The sequence below is a fragment of the Fontisubflavum oceani genome (assembly GCF_030407165.1).
GTDB lineage: Bacteria > Pseudomonadota > Alphaproteobacteria > Rhodobacterales > Rhodobacteraceae > Rhodophyticola > Rhodophyticola oceani.
In genome coordinates this window covers 2,048,440-2,073,387 of record NZ_CP129111.1, presented here as the reverse complement: position 1 = coordinate 2,073,387, position 24,948 = coordinate 2,048,440, and the positions used below count along the sequence as shown (strand labels likewise).

18 protein-coding genes and 4 pseudogenes are annotated in these 24,948 nt (G+C 61.3%); 10 read left to right on the top strand and 12 right to left on the bottom strand.

Going from position 1 to position 24,948, the window contains the following annotated elements; all coding sequences use genetic code 11:
- From ugpE to QTA57_RS10680, 3 genes are all read right to left on the bottom strand, one after another.
- A complete protein-coding gene (gene ugpE / locus QTA57_RS10690; protein WP_171562030.1) occupies window positions 1-921 on the bottom strand; it encodes a sn-glycerol-3-phosphate ABC transporter permease UgpE in 921 nt (306 codons plus the stop codon).
- A 13-nt stretch (window positions 922-934) separates the two neighbouring features.
- Window positions 935-1,816: an ABC transporter permease subunit gene (locus QTA57_RS10685; RefSeq protein WP_145216851.1), complete on the bottom strand. Its 882-nt coding sequence runs from the start codon at window positions 1,814-1,816 to the stop codon at window positions 935-937.
- 70 nt (window positions 1,817-1,886) lie between these two features.
- Entirely contained in the window at window positions 1,887-3,188 is a 1,302-nt protein-coding gene (locus QTA57_RS10680; RefSeq protein ID WP_171562031.1) for an extracellular solute-binding protein, read from the bottom strand.
- Between the two features lie 353 nt (window positions 3,189-3,541).
- Between QTA57_RS10680 and QTA57_RS10675 the strand changes: the two genes are divergently transcribed.
- On the top strand, window positions 3,542-4,564 hold the full coding sequence (locus QTA57_RS10675; protein WP_290151407.1) for a LacI family DNA-binding transcriptional regulator: 1,023 nt from the start codon (window positions 3,542-3,544) through the stop codon (window positions 4,562-4,564).
- 37 nt (window positions 4,565-4,601) lie between these two features.
- Here QTA57_RS10675 and QTA57_RS10670 read toward each other — a convergent pair whose 3' ends face one another.
- Window positions 4,602-5,297: a GntR family transcriptional regulator gene (locus QTA57_RS10670; RefSeq protein ID WP_290151405.1), complete on the bottom strand. Its 696-nt coding sequence runs from the start codon at window positions 5,295-5,297 to the stop codon at window positions 4,602-4,604.
- Window positions 5,294-6,655, bottom strand: coding sequence for a formimidoylglutamate deiminase (locus QTA57_RS10665; RefSeq protein WP_290151404.1), 1,362 nt, complete (start codon window positions 6,653-6,655; stop codon window positions 5,294-5,296). Before QTA57_RS10665 ends, QTA57_RS10670 begins: the two co-directional genes overlap by 4 nt.
- 79 nt (window positions 6,656-6,734) lie before the next feature.
- Here QTA57_RS10665 and hutI point away from each other — a divergent pair, with 79 nt between their 5' ends.
- The 4 genes and pseudogenes from hutI to hutU all read left to right on the top strand — a co-directional run bounded on the left by hutI (window position 6,735) and on the right by hutU (window position 11,904).
- The gene (gene hutI / locus QTA57_RS10660; protein ID WP_290151403.1) at window positions 6,735-7,928 is read left to right on the top strand and encodes an imidazolonepropionase; all 1,194 of its coding nucleotides are present in this window, start codon (window positions 6,735-6,737) and stop codon (window positions 7,926-7,928) included.
- Window positions 7,919-9,442, top strand: coding sequence for a histidine ammonia-lyase (gene hutH / locus QTA57_RS10655; protein WP_290151402.1), 1,524 nt, complete (start codon window positions 7,919-7,921; stop codon window positions 9,440-9,442). Before hutI ends, hutH begins: the two co-directional genes overlap by 10 nt.
- Window positions 9,439-10,238 (top strand): annotated as a pseudogene (hutG, locus tag QTA57_RS10650) (N-formylglutamate deformylase). Before hutH ends, hutG begins: the two are co-directional and overlap by 4 nt.
- Window positions 10,235-11,904 (top strand): annotated as a pseudogene (hutU, locus tag QTA57_RS10645) (urocanate hydratase). The pseudogenes hutG and hutU overlap by 4 nt, the downstream one beginning before the upstream one ends.
- Here the strand turns inward: hutU and iolG are convergent.
- From iolG to iolD, 6 genes and pseudogenes are all read right to left on the bottom strand, one after another.
- Window positions 11,901-12,896 (bottom strand): inositol 2-dehydrogenase, encoded by a 996-nt coding sequence (gene iolG, locus QTA57_RS10640; protein ID WP_290151401.1) that lies wholly within the window; start codon window positions 12,894-12,896, stop codon window positions 11,901-11,903. The pseudogene hutU and the gene iolG overlap by 4 nt on opposite strands.
- A gap of 4 nt (window positions 12,897-12,900) precedes the next feature.
- A complete protein-coding gene (locus QTA57_RS10635; RefSeq protein WP_290151400.1) occupies window positions 12,901-13,740 on the bottom strand; it encodes a class II fructose-bisphosphate aldolase in 840 nt (279 codons plus the stop codon).
- Window positions 13,737-14,580: pseudogene (locus tag QTA57_RS10630) on the bottom strand (5-deoxy-glucuronate isomerase). Before QTA57_RS10630 ends, QTA57_RS10635 begins: the two are co-directional and overlap by 4 nt.
- A gap of 14 nt (window positions 14,581-14,594) precedes the next feature.
- Window positions 14,595-15,562 (bottom strand): annotated as a pseudogene (gene iolC, locus QTA57_RS10625) (5-dehydro-2-deoxygluconokinase).
- The gene (locus tag QTA57_RS10620; protein ID WP_290151399.1) at window positions 15,562-16,401 is read right to left on the bottom strand and encodes a phytanoyl-CoA dioxygenase family protein; all 840 of its coding nucleotides are present in this window, start codon (window positions 16,399-16,401) and stop codon (window positions 15,562-15,564) included. Before QTA57_RS10620 ends, iolC begins: the two are co-directional and overlap by 1 nt.
- A 4-nt stretch (window positions 16,402-16,405) precedes the next feature.
- Window positions 16,406-18,277 carry a 3D-(3,5/4)-trihydroxycyclohexane-1,2-dione acylhydrolase (decyclizing) gene (gene iolD / locus QTA57_RS10615; protein WP_290151398.1) on the bottom strand — a complete coding sequence of 624 codons (1,872 nt, stop codon included), beginning with the start codon at window positions 18,275-18,277 and terminating at the stop codon, window positions 16,406-16,408.
- 121 nt (window positions 18,278-18,398) lie between these two features.
- Here iolD and QTA57_RS10610 point away from each other — a divergent pair, with 121 nt between their 5' ends.
- From QTA57_RS10610 to QTA57_RS10600, 3 genes are read left to right on the top strand one after another with little or no spacing between them, the layout of a single operon-like run.
- Window positions 18,399-19,520, top strand: a complete 1,122-nt coding sequence (locus QTA57_RS10610) for a Gfo/Idh/MocA family protein (RefSeq protein ID WP_290151397.1) — start codon at window positions 18,399-18,401, stop codon at window positions 19,518-19,520.
- Window positions 19,521-19,532: 12 nt separating this feature from the next.
- On the top strand, window positions 19,533-20,423 hold the full coding sequence (locus QTA57_RS10605) for a TIM barrel protein (RefSeq protein ID WP_290151396.1): 891 nt from the start codon (window positions 19,533-19,535) through the stop codon (window positions 20,421-20,423).
- A gap of 16 nt (window positions 20,424-20,439) precedes the next feature.
- Complete coding sequence (locus tag QTA57_RS10600) at window positions 20,440-21,597, top strand: Gfo/Idh/MocA family protein (RefSeq protein ID WP_290151395.1); 1,158 nt, start codon at window positions 20,440-20,442, stop codon at window positions 21,595-21,597.
- A gap of 8 nt (window positions 21,598-21,605) precedes the next feature.
- Here the strand turns inward: QTA57_RS10600 and QTA57_RS10595 are convergent, their stop codons facing one another.
- Window positions 21,606-22,604 carry a LacI family DNA-binding transcriptional regulator gene (locus tag QTA57_RS10595; RefSeq protein WP_290151394.1) on the bottom strand — a complete coding sequence of 333 codons (999 nt, stop codon included), beginning with the start codon at window positions 22,602-22,604 and terminating at the stop codon, window positions 21,606-21,608.
- A gap of 190 nt (window positions 22,605-22,794) precedes the next feature.
- On the opposite strand from QTA57_RS10595, the gene QTA57_RS10590 reads away from it, so the two are divergent.
- Both QTA57_RS10590 and QTA57_RS10585 read left to right on the top strand, forming a co-directional pair.
- Entirely contained in the window at window positions 22,795-23,745 is a 951-nt protein-coding gene (locus QTA57_RS10590; RefSeq protein WP_145216795.1) for a sugar ABC transporter substrate-binding protein, read from the top strand.
- 89 nt (window positions 23,746-23,834) lie between these two features.
- Window positions 23,835-24,947, top strand: coding sequence for an ABC transporter permease (locus QTA57_RS10585; protein WP_145216792.1), 1,113 nt, complete (start codon window positions 23,835-23,837; stop codon window positions 24,945-24,947).
- The last annotated feature ends 1 nt before the right edge of the window (window position 24,948 follow it).

Genomic DNA, 24,948 nt, shown 5'->3' with positions numbered 1-24,948 from the left:
TTACTTATCGGATTCCGTCAGGCCCTTGACGAACCAGCTCTGGAAGAAAATGACGATGAGCACCGGCGGCACCATGGCGATGATCGCCAGCGCTGCGGCCTCTCCGTATTCGGGGGTGGTGGAGCCATCGGCATAGGCTTGAATGATCTGCCGGATGCCGCGCACCAGGGTGAAGAGGCTCTCATCGGTCGTGATCAGCGTGGGCCAGAGATACTGGTTCCAACCGAACACGAACATGATGATGAACATCGCTGCGATCATAGTGCGGCTGAGTGGCACCAGAATGTCGATGAAGAATTTCACCGGCCCTGCCCCATCAATCCGCGCGGCCTCAATTAGTTCTTCGGGAACGGACCGGAAGAACTGCCGGAAGAAGAAGGTCGCTGTGGCCGAGGCGATGAGCGGCACGATCAAGCCGGTATAGGTATTGGCCAGCCCCATATTCTGGATCACTTCGTAAGACGGCAAGATCCGCACTTCTAGGGGCAAGAGCAGCGTGGTGAAGATCATCCAAAACGCCAATGTGCCAAACCGCAGTTGGAAATAGACAATCGCATAGGCCGCCATCATGCCGACGATGATTTTGCCTATAGCGAAGCCAAGACCCAGGATCAGTGAGTTGGTCAACATAGTCACGCCATTCACACTGTCGGTGAAGCCGCCATATTCAAACAACGCCGCGTCGTAATTCTCGACCAACTGATCGCCGAACCAGAATTGTAGGCCCTCGCGGTGAATGGTGATGTCATCATGGCTCGAACTGGCCAGCATCATCCAGACCGGCACCAGCATCAAAAGCGCCCCGAGGATCAGGATAACATGGTCGCCCACATGGCCCCAGCGGATGCGCCGACGGCGCCGCTGCACCGGCGTAGCGGCGGCGGGGATGGTGGCAGTGCTTGTTTCACTCATATCGGTCATCGTGCCCCTCCCTTCACGTGTAATGGATGCGGCGTTCCAAGAAACGGAACTGCACAATGGTTAGGATCAAGACCAGCACCATCAACACGACCGATTGCGCCGAGGAGCCGCCAAGGTCACCGCCCCGGAACCCGTCGACGAACACTCGATACACCAGTGTCATCGGGTTGTTGCCCGGCTCGCCCTTCACCAGCGTGTCGATGATGCCGAACGTGTCGAAGAGCGCGTAGGTGATGTTGATGATCAGAAGGAAGAACGCCGTTGGCGCCAAAAGCGGGAAAGTGATGTCCCAAAATCGTCCCATGCCGGAGCGGTTGTCGATCATCGCGGCCTCGCGCACCGATTGTGGAATGGCCTGCAAACCCGACAAAAAGAAGATGAAATTCACTGGGATCTGCTTCCAAACCGAGACAGTGATCATCGCGGTGGCTGTGTCCCAATAATTGACGCCAAGCCGATAATCCCACCCGAAGGATTGAAAGAGTTGTGTGAGGTTGCCGCGGCTTTGGTCGAAGAGCATAACCCCCATCAGACCGGCAACCGGTGGCGCAATCGCATAGACCCACATCAGAAGCGTCCGATAAGTTTGCGCGCCGCGGATCACCTTGTCGGCCTTGACCGCCAGAACCAAGGCAATCGCCAGCGACAGGAAGGTCACAAGAAGCGTGAAGATGACCGTAAAACTGAGCGAGTCGAGGTAGTTCGTCGACCGCGTCAAACGCGAGTAATTGTCCATCCCGACAAAGGTCGACCCGAACCCAAACGGATCCTGCAGATAAAAGGACGATTGGATCGCATAGCCCGCCGGCCAATAGAAAAACACCGCAATAATCGCCAGTTGCGGCGATAGCAGCAAGATCGGCAACCATGGGTTTCGGAATGTTGTGCGCTTCACGGTATCTGCCCCTCAATAGACCTCAGTGGCCGCGCAGATGGCGGCCACTGAGCAGGTTTATCAGTCTAGATTAGCCCTGAGTCTGAGCAAAACGCGACAGAAGATCGTTGGCTTCTTCCTGGATCGTCTCGAAAGCCTCATCAACCGAAGCATCGCCCGTCAAGATGCGCCCGTATTCCCGGTTCATCACGTCACGGATTTGAACGTAGAAGCCCATGCGATACCCGCGGGTCCATTCGCCGCCCGGCAAGGACAGCTGCTGAATGCCAACTTCGGCCGCCGGGAACCGCTCGTAATGGCCATCTTCCTGTGCAACCGCATAGGCGGCTTCGGTGATCGGCACATAGCCGGTGTCACGGTGCCAGGTGTACTGCACTTCGGGGGAAGCGAGGAACTCGAAGAAGGCCGCGGTGGCCTCGTTCTCCGCCGCATCAAAGCCGGACATGGCGAAAAGCGCCGCGCCGCCGATGAAGGTCTGCGTCGGCTCGGTGGTCACAGCTTCCCAATAAGGCAACAAGGTTGCGGAGAACGGAAAGTCAACGCGTTCCTGGATGCCACCGAAGGAACCGGAGGAGCCGAGCCACATCGCCACGTCACCGCTTTCGAACGGGTTCTGGTTATCGGCCCAACCGGTGCCATACCAGTTGAAGAGACCAGCGTCTTGCCACTCAACCAACGCTTCGAAATGGGCGCGGATCGCGGGGTGGTTCACCATGATCTCGGTGTCGACGCCCGAATATCCATTGTCGTTCGAGGCGAATTGAAGGTTGTGACGCGAGAAGAAGTTCTCGGTAAAGATCCAAGGCAGATGCGACTGCGCCAGCGGCACGTAGCCGGCTTCCAAAAGCGCGGGGCCCGTGACTTCGGCGAACTCTTCCCAAGTCGTCGGCGCCGTAACGCCCGCCGCGTCAAGAGCCGCTTGGTTGTAATACAAGATCGGTGTGGAGGAGTTGAACGGCATGCCGATCATCTGGCCTTCGGTGTCGGCATAGAAGTACCGCACACCGGCGATGTAGTCATTGATGTCGAAATCAACGCCATTCTCGGCCATCAACTGCTGCACCGGAATGGTTGCGCCCTGCGCACCGATCACTGTCGCGGCGCCCGCGTCGAAGACCTGAATGATGTTGGGCTGCTCACCAGCGCGGAATGCGGCGATCCCGGCGGTCAATGTCTCTTCATACGTGCCCTTGAAAACCGGGGTGATCACGTAATCACTTTGGCTGGCGTTGAATTCCTCGGCCATCGCGTTGACGCTTTCGCCAAGTTGGCCGCCCATTGCGTGCCAAAATTCGATCTCGGTTTGGGCCTGGGCCACGCCGGCCATCAGGCCGAATGCAACGCCAAGGGCCGCGGTTGTTTTAAGTGTCATGCTGAGCTCCCAACACTTGTGGATGCCAAATGGCTTCATTTGTTTCGTTCCTTCCCCTTCCTGTTCGAAGAGAAAGGCCTTCAAAACGTCACGAACAACATGTCCGCAACGGCACACCAGAACACGATCTCCAATCTGTTGGGGCGCCAAGCGACTATTGCATGACGCGCGGCGCAACCGGCCTTACATGCCGTCCGCGCCCCTGCCTGCTCAATCTAACCTTGTTAGGTTCCCCGTCGGATTGCGCTCTTTCTGCGCACGTGTTCACATAGCCCTATTGAGTGACAGACTGATGACAACGACGCAAGCGGCGTGCTGTTTTGTGCCTCACAAATCCGCGAGGGTTTCACCTGATGTCGACGGAGAAAGCTGTTTCAAAAGAGACACTTAAGCGCGCACGCCGGGTCACCGCCGCCGATGTCGCGAAAGCGGCGGGCGTCTCCCGATCCGCTGTCTCACGCGCCTTCACACCTGGGGCCTATCTCGATTCGGCAAAGCGGGTCGCAATCCTGGCAACCGCCAAGCGCTTGGGATATCGGCCAAATGCTCTGGCCGCGAGCTTGCAGGGCAACCGGACCGATTTGGTTGCCGTTATCGCCGGTGACATGGCCAATCATTACGATGCCGCATTTGTCGGTGCGTTGGTCTCCAAACTCAACGCACACCAGAAATGGCCGCTGGTCTTGAGCGGTTCGGATGAACTGACCGAACAATCGATCCGCTCGGTTCTGCGCTACCCGCTAGACGCGGTGATCGTCCGCGGCGGCAGCCTGCCAGCCTCGGTCTTTCAGGACTGCGCCAGGCTCAGCATTCCGGTCATTTCATCGGGCCGAGTGGTCGACGCGCCCGCGACCGACTGTGTGGCTTGCCGGAACAAGGATGGCGCCGAGTTGGCGGTAAGAACCCTTTTGACCCGCGGGCGGACCTGCTTCGGCTATATCGGCGGGCCTGCATCCTGGTCTTCGGAAACCGAACGTTTGGCGGGCGTGCGACACGCGTTGGCAGAGGCCGGGCTAGAACTGTGTGCCCTGACGCAGTCGGACTACACATTCGACGGCGGTCGGGCCGCTGCCGAGACGATGTTCGCGACCTCCGATATCGACGCGCTGTTCTGCGCAAATGACGCGATGGCCCTGGGGGCGCTCTCTGCTGCACGCAACCAAAACCGCGCTGTCCCAGATCAACTGTCGATTATTGGCTTCGACGACATCGCGCTTGGCGCTTGGCCGGATTTCGATCTCACCACGATCCGCAATCCTTTGGACAAAACCATCGCCGAGATCCTGCGCCTTCTGGAGGCGCGCCTTAAAGATCCCTCCAAAGACAGCGAAACTGTCATGATCGACCCGCAACTGATCGCGCGCGGCACACACTGAAGGCCGGGACCTGGCGGCGAAACCCTATGTGGTGCGCTCAAATCCGGGTGGTCATCCGGTATCCCGGGCGAAAGCTTTGGCGCACGAAGGTGATCAACTGCCCGTCATGCCAGGTCTTTCTCTCGGCCCGAAACAGGGCATCCGCCCGGTCGCAGCCAAATAGGGCCGCCTCCTCCACCGTGCAGGCCTTGGCGAAGAAACTAATCTCGCCATCGGAAATCGGCGCGTTTTGAACCAGCCATTCATTGGCGCTGATGCCGGCGAAATCCACCTCTGCTGCGGCAGGGATCGCGGCGAGATTGATCCAGCGGTCCTCGTGGGCAAAGCTCTCCCCATCGGAGAGATGCAGGGCGCAAAGATGCAGTACCTCTTTTGATATGCCCTCGGACGGGAGAAGCCCCAGCGGCGGCATCTTCATCTCACGCGTCAGAAGCCGATAGCCATAGCGGGCCCCCGTCGCCTCGATCTCCTGCCGCAAAACCGGAATGCGGAACCGCGCATGGCGCACCGGCAAGGGGGCCACGCGTGTTCCCGCCCGACGCCGACGCTCCAACAGCCCATCGTCGGCCAGCGCTTGCAGCGCCCGGTTCACTGTCGCCCTAGCGCAGCCCAGTTCCTCGGCCAGATCGCTTTCATTCGGGATCGCGTCGCCCGGCGCCCATTCGCGGGTTTGAATCCGCCGCCGGACCTCATCCTGCACCTGTTGCCAGCCGGTCCCGCGCGCCTGCTTCATATCCGTCCTCTCAGATCAATCATCGCGGCGCGATATGCGGCTGTAATTCGGTCATGTCCAATATGCCGTCCACTTTGCACCAAATGACGCCCGGCAGCCCAGACATCCGTGACCATCCGATCGTCCCCTGCGAAGATGTACGTGTCGAGCGTATCGTCGCCTCGCCTGCCGTCGAGGTCCACCGCCGTGCCATCCAAAGCCATCAGATCGGCCCAAAGCCCGGGCTGAATGGCCCCGCTCGCCCGCCCCGCAGCTTGAGCCCCGCCTTGAGTCACCGCATCGAATAGGACCCGTCCCGTGGAGCGCTTAGGCGTCGCAAGCGTGGCCCGGCTCTGGTCGCGCAGGCGCTGCGAATACTCCAAGCTCCGCAGTTCTTCGGAAAGCGAGATGCGGATATTGCTGTCCGATCCGATACCGAACGCCCCGCCTGCCGCCTGCCAGCGCACGCCGTCAAAAATGCCATCGCCGAGTGAGGCTTCCGTGATTGGGCAAAGGCCTGCCACCGCCCCGGTTTTGGCCAAGGCCTCGGTCTCATGGGGCCGCATTTGCGTGCAATGGATCAAACACCAGCGCGGGTCGACCGCAACATTGCCAATCAGCCATTCGACCGGTCGAGTACCCAGATGGGCCTGAACTTCCGCCACCTCCGCTATTTGCTCGGCCAGATGCATATGAACTGGCCCCTCTGTCAGCCCGGCGATATCGGCAAGAGTGCCCGGCGCCACCGCGCGCAAGGAATGCGGCGCAACACCAAGCGCGGTGTCCGCAGGCAATGCGTGTAATGCCCGCCCCGCATGATCCAGCAGCTTTGTGTAAGTGTCCGGCGTGGTGCCAAACCGAACCTGCCCCGGGCCAAGCGGCCGCCCATCGCAACCGCCAAATTGATACTGCACCGGCAGAAGGGTCAGCCCGATCCCGCTTTGCCCCGCCGCCGCGGCGATCCGTTCGGACATCTCGGCGATATTGGCATAAGCGGCCCCGCCGGGTTGATGATGGAGATAGTGGAACTCCACATTGGTGGCATATCCCGCCTCCAGCATCTCCATCTGCACAAACGCCGCAATCGCCTCCACATGATCCGGGGTCACCTGGTCCAGAAAGCGGAACATCAACTGCCGCCAGGTCCAGAAACTGTCGCCGGACTGGACACCGCGCCGTTCCGTCATCCCCGCCATCGCCCGTTGAAACGCATGAGAATGAAGATTTGCCGGCGCGGGTAGCAAGGTTGTTAGACGCTGGCCGCCCGGATCGGCACCTGTCATCACAGTAGCGATCCGCCCGTCTGCGCTAATCTCAACAGCCACGTTTTCGGCCCAACCCTCGGGCAAAAGCGCCTGTTCCGCCCAGATTCGTCTCATCCCGATCCTCATCTTGACCGATTTAATATGTATATACATATTATCGCAACCACGTCTCTTCGCAAGTGAGTCGCCCTTGATGATCCTGACCGATTGCACCTTGGCCACGATGACCCCCGGCACACCTTATGGGCTCATTCCGGATGGGTCGGTGGTGATCTCGGAGGGCGTGATCACCTGGGCCGGGCCGCAGCAAGATATGCCCCCTCAATCGGGTGAACACCGGAGCCTTGGCGGCAAGTTGGTCACGCCCGCCTTGATCGATTGCCACACCCATATCATCCATGGCGGCCATCGCGCGGGAGAGTTCGAGCTGCGTTTGAATGGCGCGAGCTATGAAGACATCGCGAAGGCGGGCGGCGGCATCATGTCCACGGTCCACGCCACCCGCACGGCATCCGAGGCGGCGCTTTTGGAGGCCGCCCTGCCCCGCGTGGATGCATTGATCGCCGAGGGCGTCACAACGCTGGAGGTCAAATCCGGCTATGGGTTGGACCGTGACACCGAGTTGCGCATGTTGCGCGTCGCCCGCGCCCTTGAGGCCTCCCGACCGCTGCGTGTGGTCACCAGCTTTCTCGGCGCTCATGCGGTGCCGGAGGCGTATGCCGGGCGCGCTGATGCCTATCTTGAGGAGGTCTGCCTTCCCACGCTTCGCGCCGCCGCTGCCGAAGGCTTGGTCGATGCGGTGGATGGGTTTTGCGAGGGGATTGCCTTCACGCCAGACCAAATCGCCCGGGTCTTTGACGAAGCCCAGGCGCTTGACCTGCCGGTAAAGCTTCATGCCGAGCAGTTGTCCCATCTCGGTGGCGCGGCGCTTGCGGCCCAATATGGCGCGCTCTCGGCCGATCACGTCGAATATGCAACGCCGGAAGATGCAGCCGCGATGGCGAAAGCCGGGACAGCGGCTGTATTGCTACCCGGCGCGTTTTACACATTGCGCGAGACTCAAACCCCGCCAATTGCTGCTTTCCGCGAACACGGCGTCGCGATGGCCTTGGCAACCGACAATAACCCGGGCTCGTCACCTCTAACCTCCCTTTTGCTAGCCATGAACATGGGCTGCACCCTGTTCCGGCTGACACCGGCGGAGGCTTTGGCGGGCGTCACACGCCACGCCGCGCAGGCCTTGGGCTTGACCGATTGCGGGCAAATCGCACCCGGGCTGCGCGCCGATCTGGCGATTTGGGATGTCGAGCACCCCGCCGAACTGTCTTACCGCATCGGGTTCAACCCGCTCTCGGAGCGGATATTCGGAGGGGCGACATGCGTGTGACTTTGACACCAGGTGCGACCTCCTTGGCTCAGTTGGAACGCCTTTGGCGAGACGGTGCCGCAGTCGAGATTGACCGGAACGCCCGACCTGCGGTCGAGGCCGCCGCCGCCATTGTCGCAGAAGCCGCTGCGGGCGATGCACCGATCTATGGTGTGAATACCGGCTTCGGAAAGCTGGCCAGCGTGAAGGTCGCGCCAGATCAAACCACAACGCTGCAACGCAATCTGGTCCTGTCCCATTGCTGCGGCGTCGGCGACGTGTTGGACACGGGCACCACCCGTCTGATGATGATCTTGAAACTGCTCAGCCTCGGGCGCGGTGCGTCTGGCGTCCACTGGCAGATCATCGAGATGATCGAGGCGATGTTGACCGCCGATCTGACGCCTGTGATCCCCGCGCAGGGCTCTGTTGGGGCCTCGGGCGATCTTGCCCCGCTGGCGCATCTGGCCGCCACGATGATCGGTGAGGGCGACGCGCTTTATCGGGGCGACCGCATGGCAAGCGGTGCGGCGCTCCGCCGTGCGGGGCTTCAACCTGTCATCCTGGGCCCCAAGGAAGGGCTGGCCCTGATCAATGGCACGCAGTTCTCGACCGCCTGCGCGCTGGCCGGGCTTTGGCGGGCGGAAAGGTGCTTGCAAGGTGCGCTTATCGCCTCCGCCCTCTCCACCGACGCGATCATGGGCTCGACCGCCCCTTTACAGCCCGCGCTTCACGCGCTGCGCGGTCAACCGGGGCAGATTGCCGTCGCCCGCGCGATACGCGACCTGATGACCGGTTCGGAGATCCGAGAAAGCCATCGCGATGGCGACACACGGGTCCAAGACCCTTACTGCATCCGCTGCCAGCCACAGGTGACGGGTGCCGCCGCCGACCTCTTGGCCCAAGCTGGCCGGACATTGGAAATCGAAGCCAATGCGGTGACCGACAACCCTTTGGTGCTGGTCGAGGAGGGGTTGATTGTCTCGGGCGGCAACTTCCACGCCGAACCGGTGGCCTTCGCCGCTGACCAGATTGCTATCGCGCTCTCGGAAATCGGGGCCATCGCCCAGCGCCGGGTGGCACTGATGGTCGACCCGACGCTCAGCTATGATCTGCCGCCCTTCCTCACGCCTGAGCCAGGGTTGAATTCCGGCCTGATGATCGCTGAGGTCACCACGGCCGCTTTGATGAGTGAAAACAAGCATCTGGCGACCCCATGTTCCACTGACTCCACACCGACCTCCGCCAATCAGGAGGATCATGTCAGCATGGCCGCCCATGCCGCGCGGCGGCTGCTTCGGATGGCGGATAATCTGGACGTGATCCTGGGCGTGGAGCTGATCTGCGCCGCACAAGGGGTAGAGTTCCGCGCGCCGCTCAAGACCAGCCCAAGCTTGCAAGCCGCCATTGCCGTGATCCGCGCGGCGGTTCCAAGCTTGGCCGAGGACCGCTACCTCGCGCCGGACATTACTGCGGCGGCGGCACTGATCCGGGATGGGGCGTTGATCGAGCCAACCGGGCTGACCGTCCCATGACCATCGTGACCGTCACCCGAGGCGACAGCCCGGTCATTTTGGGCCTGCCCCATGCCGGAACCGATGTTCCGCCAGAGATCTGGGCCAAGCTCAATGACACCGGGCGCGCTCTGGCCGATACCGATTGGCATGTGGATCGGCTGTATGACGGCCTTCTGCCCGGCGCGACGACGGTTCGCGCCAATGTCCACCGCTATGTCATCGATGCCAATCGCGACCCCTCGGGCGCGAGCCTCTATCCGGGGCAGAACACGACCACGCTGGTGCCGCTGACCGATTTCGATGGGCGGTCGATCTGGACCGAGCCACCGAATGACGCCGACATCGCCGACCGACAGGGGCGTTTTCACGCGCCTTACCATGCGGCGCTCACCGCCGAGATGGCCCGGGTGCGCGACCTGCATGGCGTGGCGATCTTGTATGATTGCCACTCGATCCGATCTCGATCCCATTTCTGTTCGAGGGCACGCTGTCGGATCTCAACATCGGCACGAATGGCGGCACCACATGTACGCCAGAGATCGAAGCCACCACCCAGGCGATCTGCCAAAGAGCTGACAACTACAGCACGGTTTTGAATGGCCGCTTCAAAGGCGGCTGGGCCACGCGCCGTTACGGGCGACCAAGCGAGGGCTACCACGCGATCCAGATGGAACTGGCACAATCTACCTATCTGAGTACCGAGGCCTCGCCATGGGCCTTTGACCGCGCCAAAGCCGCGGCGCTCCGCCCGATCCTCTCCGACATCCTGCATGCGCTGGCCAGGCTGGCCCCAACTTTGCGAGGTTCTTTATGACCAATCCCCGCCACAACACCCGCGACGTCTTCCCTCCGACCGGCCCGGACATCACCGCGAAATCCTGGCTGACCGAGGCCCCAATGCGGATGCTGATGAACAATCTGCATCCGGACGTGGCCGAAAACCCGCATGAGTTGGTGGTCTATGGCGGCATTGGTCGCGCCGCGCGCACCTGGGAGGATTTTGACCGGATTGTCGCCGGGCTGACCGACTTGGAAGAGGATGAAACGCTTCTGGTGCAGTCGGGCAAACCGGTGGGCATCTTCCGCACCCATAAGGATGCGCCGCGTGTGCTGATTGCCAATTCCAACTTGGTGCCGCATTGGGCGACTTGGGACCATTTCAACGAACTGGATAAGCGTGGCCTTGCGATGTACGGCCAGATGACCGCCGGATCGTGGATCTATATCGGCACCCAAGGCATCGTGCAGGGCACCTATGAGACCTTCGCCGAGGCTGGGCGGCAGCACTATGGCGGCGATCTCAAGGGCCGCTGGATTCTGACCGCCGGCCTTGGCGGCATGGGGGCGCGCAACCGCTGGCTGCCGTTATGGCCGGGGCCTGTTGCCTCGCCGTGGAATGCGACGAAACCCGGGCCGATTTCCGCCTGCGGACCCGCTATGTCGATGAAAAGACGCATGATCTCGACGAAGCGCTCGCAATGATCGCGCGCTGGACCAAGGCGGGCGAAGCGAAATCCGTGGCCTTGATCGGCAATGCAGCCGATGTCTTCCCAGAGCTTTATCGGCGTGGCGTCCGGCCCTATATGGTGACCGACCAGACCAGCGCCCATGACCCGATCCATGGCTATCTGCCACAAGGCTGGAGCGTGGCTGAGTGGCGCGAGAAACAGGAGAGCGATCCAAAAGCGGTGGAGGCCGCCGCGCGGGCCAGCATGAAAACCCATGTGGCCGCGATGGTGGATTTCTGGAACGCCGACGTACCGACCTTGGATTACGGCAACAACATTCGCCAAGTGGCGCTGGAGGAAGGCCTGGAAAACGCATTCGCTTTCCCAGGTTTCGTGCCTGCTTATATCCGCCCGCTGTTTTGTAAGGGCATTGGCCCATTCCGCTGGTGCGCGCTGTCGGGCAATCCAGAGGATATCTACAAAACCGATGCCAAGATGAAGGAACTCTTCCCTGAGAATGCCCATCTGCACAATTGGCTCGACATGGCGCAGGAGCGGATTGCGTTCCAAGGCCTCCCCGCGCGGATCTGCTGGATCGGCCTCGGAGACCGCCACCGCGCCGGGCTCGCGTTTAACGAAATGGTGCGGACGGGCGAATTGTCCGCGCCGGTGGTGATCGGGCGCGACCATCTGGACAGCGGCTCGGTCGCCAGCCCGAACCGGGAGACCGAGGCGATGAAAGACGGCTCCGACGCGGTGAGCGATTGGCCGCTTCTAAACGCGCTTCTCAACACCGCCAGCGGTGCGACTTGGGTCAGTCTGCACCATGGCGGTGGTGTCGGCATGGGCTTCTCACAGCATTCCGGCATGGTCGTGGTCTGCGACGGCACCGAGGATGCCGACCGGCGGTTGGAACGCGTGCTTTGGAACGATCCGGCCACCGGCGTGATGCGCCACGCCGATGCGGGGTATGAGATCGCCCGGGATTGCGCCACCGAACACGGGCTGCGTCTCCCCGGTATCCTCGGCTAGGTCAGATCAACCTCGACCAGCCGCGCCTCGCGCAGCGCCAGATCCGCCGCATCGGCCAAGGCTTGGGCGCGGAGGCCATCGTGAATGCTGGGCGTCGGCGCCTTACCATCCAGAACAGCGCCGACAAACTCCGCCAGTTCCAACACATATGCCTGCGCATATCGTTCGAGGAAGAAATGCTGCGTTGGCGCGCGACGGAACCCGGCCTCGGTGGCCAGTTCCACTGTGCTTTCCAACTGGTTTTCGGCTTTGAGCAGACCCTTGGCACCATGCACTTCGATCCGCTGATCATAGCCATATGTCGCCCGGCGCGAGTTGGAAATCTGGCAAATCCGCCCCGAGGCCGTGGTTAGGATCGCCGCAGCGGTATCCACGTCGCCCGCGGCCCCAATCGCCGGGTCGACCAACGCCGCGCCGACCGCCTGTACCCGCACCGGCTCTTCACCAAGCAAAAACCGCGCCATGTCGAAATCATGGATCATCATATCGCGGAACAGCCCGCCCGAGCTTTCGATGTAAGAAATCGGCGGCGGAGATGGGTCGCGCGACAGGATCGTCACAATCTCGACCTCACCAATCTCGCCCTCCCGCAAACGCCGCTGCAACTCGGCGAAATTCGGATCGAACCGGCGGTTGAAGCCCGACATGAAGGCGACCCCTGCCGCCTCGACCGCGTCTATGCAGGCGCGGATGCGGGCCACATCCATATCGATCGGCTTCTCGCAGAAAATCGCTTTCCGATTGGCGGCGGCCGCCTGGATCAGGTCGAAATGGGTATCTGTCGGCGTGCCGATCACCACGGCATCGATATCGCCCGCGCTCAGAATATCCTCCGCCGCCCGGGCCTCCGCCCCACTCGTGGACGCCAGCGCATCCGCTGCTGCGGGCATCGCATCCGCCACGGCGACCAACTCCGCATTGGGCACTTGGCCAATCGATTGGGCATGTACCTGGCCGATCCGGCCACAACCCAGAATTCCCAATCTCAACATCGCTCTACCCTCGCCCGCTGGCCCCAACGGCCCGGATCGCCACACGCGCGGCGTCCATCACCGGATCATGTGTCTCTTTCAAAATCTGCACCCGATCAAACCGATCTGGATCTGCGGTGACCGCTTGGTGCAGCGCGGCACCAAAGGCCATGCGCAATTCCGTCCCGATATTGAATTTGCAGATGCTGGAACCGGCGGCCAGCGCCTCACGCTGCGCCAAAGGCACGCCCGATCCGCCATGGATCACCAAGGGCACCTCGGTCAGCGCCTCAATCGCCCGGATGCGGGGCTCGTCCAAACCGCCTTCCCGATCTTGTTGCAAATGCACATTGCCGACCGAGATCGCCATAGCGTCGACCCCCGTTTCGCGGGCAAACTGCGCCGCCTCGCTTGGGTCGGTGCCTGCTGACATCTCGCCTCCGGAATAACCGACAAAGCCGATCTCGCCCTCGCAAGATACGCCTGCCGCATGCGCCATTTCGGCAATCGCGGCGGTCTCGGCAATATTCTCAGTCAGGGTCTTCCGAGACCCATCAAACATGACAGAAGAGAACCCAGACTCGATCGCCTCTCGGCACTCTTCGAGCGTGTATCCATGGTCCAGATGCGCCACGATGGGGACATCGACACTGTCAGCCAGATACCTGAACATCATCCCCAAAACCGGCAGCGGAGTATGCTCCCGGCAGCTTGGCCCGGCCTGCAAAATCACCGGTGCCCGCTCCGCTTCCGCCGCCGCCACATAGGCGCGCATATCTTCCCAGCCCAGACAGACCAAGCCAGCCACCGCATAGCCGCCCTTGAGCGCGGGTTGCACAACCTCTGACAAGGTCACAAGCGTCATTTGAACTTGGCCACCATATCCATGATGCCGGGAATGGTATGAAGCTGCGCCTCATGGGTCGGCTGAAAATACTGCTTCAAGCTGCGTTGGCTCAGCCCGCCCAGAATGGTGAAATAATACATCTCATAGCCGGGTAGCACGGCGCAGGGGTGATACCCCTTATCGATCAGAATCGTGGACCCATCGACGATGTGATAGGCATCGCCTGGCTCGTTATCGACGCGCTGCAACATCTGCATGCCCGAGCCGTAATTCGGTTTGAACCGGAAGTTATAGGTCTCGTCATGGCGCGTCTCATCGGGCAGACGGTCGGTGTCATGTTTGTGGCTCGGGAAGCCGGACCAACCGCCCTGCCCCACGGTATAAAGCTCGGAAACCAAAAGCCGCCCCACCCGGTCGTGATACGCCGCGCCCAGGATGTGTTTGATTTTACGATGAGTTTTGGTGTCGTCAGAGCCGTATTGGACCAAATCCAGCTCCGCCTCGCGCACAGCGAAAGGCTTCCAGAACCTCATCGTATTTCGCACCGGCAATGAACACCTCGGCGGCATCTGTTTGGCAGGTGATCCGCGTGCCCTCACCGGTCGGAACATAGACGCCCTCCGGCTCGCCATCCCAGACATCCACCGTGCGATTGCCAATATCGCGATAAGTCTCGCCCGCCACCTCAACCGTCACGGTCCCGGTTGCGGGAACCACACAGGTTTCATAACCCGGCACCGCATAATCGAAATGCTCCCCGGCCTTGAGCTTCACAATGTTGAAATAGTTCAGCGGCACCAGATCATGATCCACATCGACGATGGGTCTGTTCTGATTGTCAAAGGGCGGGATATGCATGTTTCTGGGTCCTTTCAGGCCGCTGTCGGCCCGGCATGGGAGGCGAGGAATGCCTCCAATTCTTCGGTGGTGGGCATGGCGGGCGCGCAACCGACGCGCGAGACGACAATCGCGGCGGAGGCCGAGCCGCGCAGCACGGCGTCTTCCACATCGCGCCCGGCGGCCAGCGCGGCGATAAACCCACCCATGAAGCTGTCCCCCGCGCCGGTGGGTTTCAGCGCATTGGCAGGGTAGATCCCGGTACGGAATTCGCGCTCAGGCGTGATGGTGACCGCGCCCTTTTCGCCCATTTTATAAACGACGATCTGCGCGCCGTCGGCCACAAGCGACCGGGCTTTTCGAGTCCTTTGTCGTAGTCCCCCGCCATGAAGCCGAACTCCACATCATTGCCGATAATCACGTCGCACATGGCCCCGGCGCGGGAATAGACATCCGCCGCCACCTCCGCCGAGGGCCACGAATACGGCCGATAATCAATGTCGAAAATCAGTGGGAGCCCGGCGGCTTTGGCCAAATCGAAAGCGTGAAATGTCGCGCTGCGAGAGGGCTCCGCCGCAAACACGGTTCCGGTGGTGATCAGCGCAGAATAGGCTGCGTAATCAACCGCGTCCACGTCGCTCGTCGTCATCTCGAAATCGGCAGCGCCATTGCGGTAGATGACCGATTGGTGGTCCTCGATCCGGGTTTCGACCACGGCCAGAGAGGTGCGCGCCTCGCCGCCCACCGGGCGCACATGGGCATGATCGATCCCATATTTCTCCAACTCATTGACCGCGAAGCGACCAATCGCGTCGTCGGACACCCGGGTGACTAGCGCCGCCTTGCCACCTTGTTTGGTGATGGCCACCCCGATATTCGCCGACGACCCGCCAAGACAGGACACAAAGCGCGCAGCCTCTTCGGTTTTGGTGCCCGGCGGGTCGGGGTAGAAATCCATACCGGCGCGACCGATGATCACAAAGCTATTGCCGGAAAGGTCCATCACACCCGCCCCTCGGTATTACCCGCCATGGCCGCGTCCAGCACTTCGGGATAGGGGTAATTCAGCCCAAGAAGCTGCCGCAGATCTGGGCTGGCCGCCGCCACAAACTCTGCGGGTAGGGCCGCGGGCATATCCTCCATCGGCTTCACCCATTTGGGCAGGTATTGGGTCAGAACCGCGTTGCGATCATGATCGGCGGTGTTTGGCATCGCGCAATGCCAGACCGCTCCATAGAAAATCACCACATCGCCCGGGTCGCCCAGCATCCGCTCGCAGCGATCAAAGAACCCGTCCGCCTCGGCCGGATAGCGCAGCGCGCGCTGACTGCCCGGCAGATAGGCGGTCGCACCGCTTTCCTCTGTGAACGGGTCGAGGAGGATCGACACCTGCGCGTTCATCGGAAAGCTGGCATTCAGGCCAATGGGATGCGTCTCCGGCGTATGAAAATCCCAATACGGGTAATCCACATGCGGCTCCTGCCCCGGCCCGCCCGGCAAGATCCGGTTTGCGGCGATGGAGCCCATGATGAATTCGCTGCCCAGAAACTGACGCAAAACGACCATCAGCACCGGATGCGCCGCCATCTGCGAAAACACCTCGCCCTTGGCCAGCAGGTTCCAGACGCGCCGCTGCAAGTTCAATTGGCCGCTTTCCTCCGCAGCCCCTTGGAAATGCGTGACTTTCTGCGCGTCGACTGCGGATTCCGCCATAATGATCGCGCGCGCTTCGGCAATCTGCGCGTCGGAGAACAGCCCGGCGATCCGCACCGCGCCGCCGCCATGGAGCAACTCCGCCACAATCGTGGCCGGATCAGCGGTCTCTGCGGTGACACTCAACATGGGCTTAGATCCCTTTGCGCTGTTTGGGCCGGGTGGATTCCCAGTCTTCATGGGCCGCCCGCACCTTGGCGCTGTCCGACACTTCCGGCGTGCCCACTTCCCACCAGGCATGGCCCTCCGTGGTCCAGCCGTCATAGGCATCGACCTTCATCACGATGACGGCGGTCTTCTCCGCCGCTTTGGCGCGTTTGAAGGCCTCCGCCAGCTCGACCGGGTTGGCGACCGTTTCGGCATGGGCGCCCATCGCTGCCGCATGGGCTTCGAAATCCACCGCGAATGGCTCGGGCACCGTTGGGCAATCGGCAATCAGGTTGTTGAAACTCTCGTTCCCGGTGTTGTTCTGCAGCTTGTTGATCACCGCGAAGCCGCCGTTGTCGAGGACGAGGATGATCAGTTTTTTCCCTGTCAGAACCGAAGAATAGATGTCGGAGTTCATTAGGAGATAAGAGCCGTCACCGGTGAAAACGATGGTGTCTTGCTCAGGCTCCGCCTCCGATTGGGCAATCCGCGCGCCCCACCCGCCCGCGATCTCATACCCCATGCAGGAGAAACCGAATTCCACATCGACCGTCCCGATATCCAGGGTGCGCCAATTGGCGGTCACCTCGGCAGGCAACCCACCTGCCGCCGCCACAATACGGTCGCGTGGATCGCAGAGATCGTTCACTACGCCTATCGCTTGTGCATAAGAGTTGGGCCGGTTTCCAGGTGTGACATTCTCCGCCACATAGGCATCCCATTTCGCGCGCTCTGCGCGGGCGCTGGCGGTCCAGTTTTCGGGCGCGGTGTAGCCGTGCATCGCTGCGCCAAGCGTCAAAAGCCCGAGCTTTGCGTCCCCGACCATCGGCAGCGACATATGCTTGCCCGCATCATGCCGCCCGACATTCAGCGACACCAGTTTCGCGTCATGGGCAAAGGCGGTCCAGGATCCTGTCGTGAAGTCCTGCATCCGGCATCCGACCGAAAGGATCACATCCGCCTGCTCGGCAATCGTATTGGCGCTGTCGGAGCCCGTCACGCCAATCGGGCCGATGTTCAGATCATGGGTGGCCAGCATATTCGCCCGCCCCGCGATGCTTTCAACCACCGGGATCTGATGCGTCTCGGCAAACGCGGTCAGTTCCGCCACCGCGCCGGAATACTGCACCCCGCCGCCTGCGATGATCATCGGACGTTTGGCGGCCTTCAAGACCGCCGCTGCCTCCGCCACCTCACCGGCGTCAGGCGCGACGCGGCGAATACGGTGTGTTCTTTCGGCAAAGAAATCTTCTGGGTAGTCATAGGCCCAGCCTTGCACATCCTGCGGCAGCCCAAGGAAGGCCGGGCCGCAATCGGCGGGATCCAGCATTGTGGCAAGAGCCGCCGGCAACGACTGGATGATCTGCGCCGGATGGCTGATCCGATCCCAATACCGGCTGACCGCTTTGAACGCATCATTCACCCCAAGCGTCGGGTTGCCGAAATGCTCCAACTGCTGCAGCACCGGGTCCGGCAAGCGGGTGATAAACGTATCGCCGCAGAGCATCAGCATCGGCAAACGGTTGGCATGGGCCAGCGCCGCCGCGGTCAACAAGTTTGCCGTGCCCGGCCCGGCGCTTGCGGTGCAAAACATGAACCGCCGCCGCAGGTGATACTTCGCATAGGCCGCCGCCGCGAACCCCATGCTCTGCTCATTCTGCCCCCGGTAAAGCGGTAGAATATCCTGCACCCCATAGAGCGCCTCCCCCAGACATGGCACGTTGCCATGGCCGAAAATGCCGAAGCCACCGCCACAGACCCGGGTCTTCACCCCATCAATCTCGATGAATTGTGCCGACAAATACCGCACAATAGCCTGAGCCATAGTCAAACGAACCGTTTTGGGGCTGGCGCTCATCTCTCCTCCCGGGTGTCATCATAGGGGTCCGACGAGCGGCCCTGTCTTTTGGCCATTGCGTCGCGTCGAATCTGAAGATACTAGTTTTGCAACCGGTTGCAAACCGTATTTCAAAAAAGGCATGGCCCATGACGGAAAGGGGATCGGAATTGTCGGCGGCGGCTATATGGGCAAAGCCCATGCTGTGGCGATGGCCTCTGTCGGGGCGGTCTTCAACACCACCCTTCGGCCCCGGCTAGAGATGGTCTGCGCGACCTCGCCGGAAAGCGCCGAAAGATACCGACAGGCCTATGGTTTTGCCCGGGCCACCGATGATTGGCCGGTCTTGGTCAACGATCCGGCGGTTGAGGCCATCGTGATCGCCGCGCCGCAATCCATGCATCGGCAGATCGCCGAAGCCGCATTTGCTCTGGGCAAACCGGTGCTTTGCGAAAAACCTCTGGGGGCCTCCCTTGATGACAGCCGCGCCATGGTGGCCGCTGCCGAAGCTGCGGGTGTCACCAATATGGTGGGCTTCAACTATGTCCGCACCCCCGCCACGCAATTCGCCCGGCAACTGATCGCCGAGGGCGCGCTTGGCGATCTGACCTGGTTCCGCGGCGAGCATACCGAAGATTTCCTGGCCGACCCCGATCTGCCAGCCAATTGGCGCACTTCTGGTATGGCGAACGGCACGATGGGCGATCTGGCCCCGCATATGATCAACGCCGCGCTGGCCCTGATCGGCCCGATTGCAGAGGTCATGGGCGAGGTCGAGACGGTGCATAAGACGCGGCGCGGCGCGGGCGGCCCTGCAGAAGTGACCAATGATGACCATGCGCAGCTCATGTGCCGGTTTGAAAGCGGCGTCATGGGGCACATGTATTTCAGCCGCATCGCGACGGGGCGAAAGATGGGCTATACCTATGAAATCACGGGCACAAAAGGCGCGATCCGCTTCGATCAAGAGGACCAGAATGCGCTCTGGCTCTATCGCGCCGAAGGCCCTGAGGCCACACGCGGCTTCACCAAGATCCTGACTGGCCCGGCCCATCCCGACTATCTGCCGTTCTGCCAGGGTCCGGGCCATGGCACCGGCTATCAAGACCAGATCATCATCGAGGCGAAGGATTTCTTGACCGCCATTGAGACCGGCCAACCGGTCTGGCCAACATTCCGCGACGGGATGGAGGTTAACCGCATCGTGACCGCCGCCATTGCCTCGTCCGAGGCGAGACGCTGGCTCCCTCTCTCCTCTGTCTGAAAAGGTACGGACATGACGATACGCATTGGCAATGCGCCCTGTTCCTGGGGTGTGGAATTCGCGGATGACCCGCGCAACCCTACCTGGCAATCGGTTCTGAAAGACTGCGCCGCCGCGGGCTATAAAGGCATCGAACTGGGCCCGGTGGGTTTCATGCCCGAGGACCCCGCGATTTTGGCCGAGGCGCTGGCCGAACATGACCTGGAGTTGATTGGCGGCGTGGTATTCCGGGCCTTCCATGATCCCGACGCTTGGGAAGATGTGATGGATGGCGCGGTGCGCACCTGCAAAGCGCTGACTGCGCATGGCGCGGAACACTTGGTGCTAATCGACTCGATCTCGCCACGCCGCGCGCCCACAGCCGGTCGGGCCGATGAGGCCGAGCAGATGGACGCCGCCGAATGGGCCGCTTATCGCGACCGGATCGCCACGATCGCGAAAATGGGGGCCGAAGACTATGGTTTGACAGTTGGCATCCATGCTCATGCGGCAGGCTTCATGGATTTCGAGCCGGAGCTGGAGCGCCTCCTGGATGAAGTGGATGAGAGCATTCTGAAAATCTGCTTCGACACCGGGCATCATTCTTATGCCGGCTTTGATCCCGTGGCCTTTATGAAACGCCACATGGATCGGATTTCATATATGCATTTCAAAGATATAGATCCGGTTGTGAAAGCCGACGTTATCGCCAAGCGCACTGGGTTTTACGACGCCTGCGGCCAAGGCATTTTCTGCAATCTGGGCCAGGGTAATGTGGATTTCCCCGCCGTCCGGCAGGTTCTGCTCGACGCCGGGTTTGAGGGCTGGTGCACAGTGGAACAGGATTGCGACCCGCTGCTTGACCCCGATCCGATTGGCGATGCGCGCGCCAATCGGGAATACCTCTCTTCCATCGGCTTTTGATCAAAGGATACCGACCATGGCAAAACTCACCTGGGGCATGATCGGCGGCGGCGAAGGCAGCCAAATCGGGCCTGCGCATCGCTTGGGCGCGGGGTTGGATGGCGAGTTCGCGTTCACGGCAGGTGCTTTGGACCATCGGCCAGATGCTGGCCGGGCATATGGGCAAACGCTTGGGCTGGCCGCGGATCGGTCTTACGGCGATTGGCGCGAGATGTTGGCGGGTGAAATGGCACGGCCCGATCGGGTCGATCTGGTGACCGTTGCGACGCCCAACGCGACCCATTTCGAGATCACCAAAGCCTTCTTGGAGGGCGGTTTCCACGTCCTCTGCGAAAAACCGATGACGATGACGGTCGAGGAAGGCGAAGAGATTGTGCGCCTCTCTCAATCGACCGGCAAGATCTGCGCGGTGAACTACGGGTATTCTGGCTATTCCCTCGTGCGCCATATGAAAGCGATGATCGCGCGCGGCGATCTGGGCAATATCCGCCTGGTTGTCGCCGAGTTCGCCCATGGCCATCACGCGGATGCCGCTGATGCAGACAACCCCCGCGTTCGTTGGCGCTATGATCCGGCGCAGGCCGGGGTCTCGGCCCAATTTGCCGATTGCGGCATCCACGCGATGCATATGGCCAGCTTCGTCACCGGCCAAGAGGTCGACCGGCTCAGCGCTGATACGGTGTCAGCCATTGAAAGCCGTGTGTTGGAAGACGACGCGATGGTGAATTTCCGCATGTCCGGCGGCACGGTTGGGCGGCTCTGGACCTCCTCGGTCGCGATTGGGCGGCAACATGGGCTTGGCATCCAAGTCTTCGGCGAAACTGGCGGGCTGAGATGGTCGCAGGAACAGCCGAACCAGCTTTACTATATGCCATTGGGCGAACGTCTTCAGATCATCGAACGCGGCGAAGCGGGCTTGAGCCCGGAGGCCGACCGGACGACGCGCGTCACCATTGGCCATGCGGAAGGGATGCCTTTGGCATTCGCCAATATCTACAAAGACTTGGCGGAAGCCATTCGTGCGGGAAAAGAAGGGCGGCCGATGGACCCGGCCGCAGACCTCTATCCGCGCGCCGCCGACGGATTGCGCTCCATGGCCGCGGTCTTTGCCGTGGCCGAAAGCGGCAAGGCAGAGGGTGCATGGGTCGATGCGCGCCCGCCCATGTTTCGGTAGCAAAGCCGTCAGGTCAGGGGCCGTAGCGTCCCGCGCTCAACGATCTCGCAGGGAAAGAGCCGCGCCTCCGGTGTGCGATCGGGCCTGTCCACGGTCGCCACCACCAGATCAATCGAGGAATTGATGATCTCGGGGATCGGCTGCCGGATGGTGGTGAGATCGATATTCTCCCACCGCGCCATCTCCATATCGTTCAATCCGATCAGCCCGACATCGCCCGGAACCGACAGGCCAGCATCCTCAACGGCGCTCAACGCCCCAATCGACAAAACATCATCGCCGCAGAAATAGGCCTGCGCCGGGTCAGTCATCAGCTGTTTCGTCATCTCCACACGGCCCGCATCGAAGGAATAGTCCGACGCGAAACTGTGGCTCACCTCAATTTCGGGATTCGCGCGCATCACATCCATGAACCCGGCAAACCGATCTTGCGTCGACGTGGCGCGCTCAGGCCCGCCCAGAAACGCCACGCGGGTATAGCCGCGATCGATTAAGGTTCGCCCCGCCATCCGCCCGCATTCCTGGTTGTCGATGCCCACCACATGCACCTCTGGCGTGCTCGACCGGCGGCCAAAGGAATGCACCACCGGCACGCCAGCGTCGCGGAACGCCTTGGAAAAGCTGGGCGGTAGCGTCGAGGACGCCACGATCACCCCGTCTACAGAATACTGCCGCAGCATCCGGACCGAATTGGCCGGGTCGATCTCATCACTCAGATTGACCAAGAGCGGCCTCAAACCCCGCTCTTGCAACCCCCGCGTGAAGAGATCAAAAACCTCTAGGAAGATCGGGTTGTGGAAGTTGTTGGAGACCAGCCCGATCAGCTTGGTCCGCCCGGTCGTCAAACTGGAGGCGAGCGCATTGGGGCTGTAGCCCAACTCGTCAGCGGCCTTTTCCACCTTCCGGCGCGTCTTCTCCGAGACGGACGCCCCTTCGGTAAAGGTACGCGAGACCGCAGAGCGGGACACACCGGCGCGTTCAGCAACATCTTTGAGGGTGACAGCCATCCTTGATCGCGATCCGTTTGCAATGCGGTTCCGCGCCTCATTTCAGGCGAAACCCGCAAAATCAACATGGCTTAGGTCAAAGATTTTTGCAACCGGTTGCAAATTGACTCGATTCGTGGTTACGATTTGCCCAAGGCGGAGAGAGACCGCAAAACCCGTGTCCGCCGGCGGGATAAATTGGGAGGAAATCATGAAATCATTTTTGAAAACCGTCGCGCTGACCGCTTTGGTCGCCGCCGCGCCGGTCTTGGTGGCCGGTCAGGCCGCCGCTGAGGGCGAACGCTATGTGTTGGTCAGCCACGCCCCCGATAGCGACAGCTGGTGGAATACGATCCGCAACGCGCTGGCACTGGCAGGCGATCAGATGGGTGTCGAGGTTGAGTATCGCAACCCAACCAGCGGCGACATCGCCGATATGGCGCGGATCATTGAACAGGCCACCGCCTCCGGCCCCGATGGGATCATCACGACGCTTGCCGATTTCGACGTGCTGCGCGAGCCGATCCAGGCTGCCGTGGATGCGGGCATTGACGTGATCATTATGAACTCCGGCACACCGGAGCAGGCCGCGGAAGTCGGCGCGCTGATGTATGTCGGTCAGCCGGAATATGACGCGGGCCTGGCCGCAGGTCAGCGCGCGGCGCGTGACGGCGTCACCTCGTTCCTCTGCGTGAACCATGTGATCTCGAACCCGGTTGTGGCCGAGCGTTGCCAGGGCTTTGCCGATGGTCTGGGCGTCGATCTGGGCGACTCGATGATCGACAGCGGCACCGACCCGTCGGAGATTCAGAACCGGGTCCTGGCCTATCTGAACAGCAACCCGGATACCGACGCCATCCTGACCCTCGGGCCGACCTCGGCCGACCCGACCATCCTGGCGCTGGAATCCAACGGTATGGCCGGGGACATCTATTTCGGCACCTTCGATCTGGGCGACAACATCGTTCAAGGCATTCGTGATGGCGTCATCGAGTGGGGCATCGATCAGCAGCCCTTCCTGCAGGCTTATCTGCCGGTTGTCGTTCTGACCAACTACCACCGCTATGGCGTGCTGCCGGGCAATAACATCAACTCGGGCCCCGGTTTCATCACCGCTGATGGGCTGGAATTGGTCGAAGAATACGCCGGCGAGTTCCGCTGAGCGCTAGTTAAGACCGGGCGCGGCGGCCAGTCAGGCGCTGCCGCGCCCTTTTTGTTCCCGGCCATCGGGATTTCTTGGGAGGGAGAGATATGTCTGAGGCGGCAACGCAAGACGAACGCATTAAGGAAATGTCAGGCATTCGCCGGGCGCTGATCCGGCCCGAATTGGGCGGGATCGTCGGCACCATCGCCGTCTTCACCTTCTTCATCCTATTCGCGTCCGATAGTGGCATGTTCAACGCCCAGGGCATCATGAACTGGTCCACAGTTTCGGCGCAGTTCATGATTATCGCGGTTGGTGCCTGTATGCTGATGATCGCGGGCGAGTTTGATCTCTCGGTCGGCTCGATGATCGGTTTTGCCGGCATGTCCATCGCGATCTTTTCGGTCACGCTGAGTTGGCCTGTGTGGATGGCGATCTTGATCACCTTCGCGATCTGCATCTCGATTGGGGCGCTGAACGGCTACATCGTGATCAAGACCGGCTTGCCAAGCTTCATCGTGACCCTTGCGGCGCTCTTCATCCTGCGCGGCTTCACCATCTTCTTTCCCCAAACCATCGAACGTCGCACCATCATCGGCGGCATTGACGACGCAGCTGAAGGTGACTGGCTGGCGTCGCTCTTTGGGGGCGAGATCGGTGGGCCAATCTTCGTCTGGCTGGCCGATATCGGCCTCATCGACACATTTGAGCGCGGCAACCGGGCAGGCGAGCCTGTGATCGATGGCCTGCCGATGTTGATTGTCTGGGCCATCGGCCTGGTGATTTTCGGGCATTTCGTGATGACCCGCACACGGTTTGGCAACTGGGTCTTTGCTGCTGGTGGCGATGCGCAAGCCGCCCGCTATGTCGGCGTTCCCGTGAACCGGGTGAAAATTCAGATGTTTATGTTCACCGCGTTCTGCGCGGCTGTCTTCGCCACCTGTCAGGTGATGGAGTTTGGCTCTGCGGGCGCCGACCGAGGCGTGCTGAAAGAGTTCGAGGCGATCATCGCGGTGGTCATTGGTGGCGCGCTTCTGACCGGGGGATATGGATCGGTCGTGGGCGCCGCGCTTGGCGCGCTGATCTTCGGGGTCGTGCAGCAAGGCCTCTTCTTCGCGGGTGTCGAAAGCTCGCTTTTCCGGGTCTTCCTGGGCGTCATCCTGCTCTTCGCGGTGATCCTGAACACCTATATTCGCCGCATCATCACGGGGGAGCGTTGAT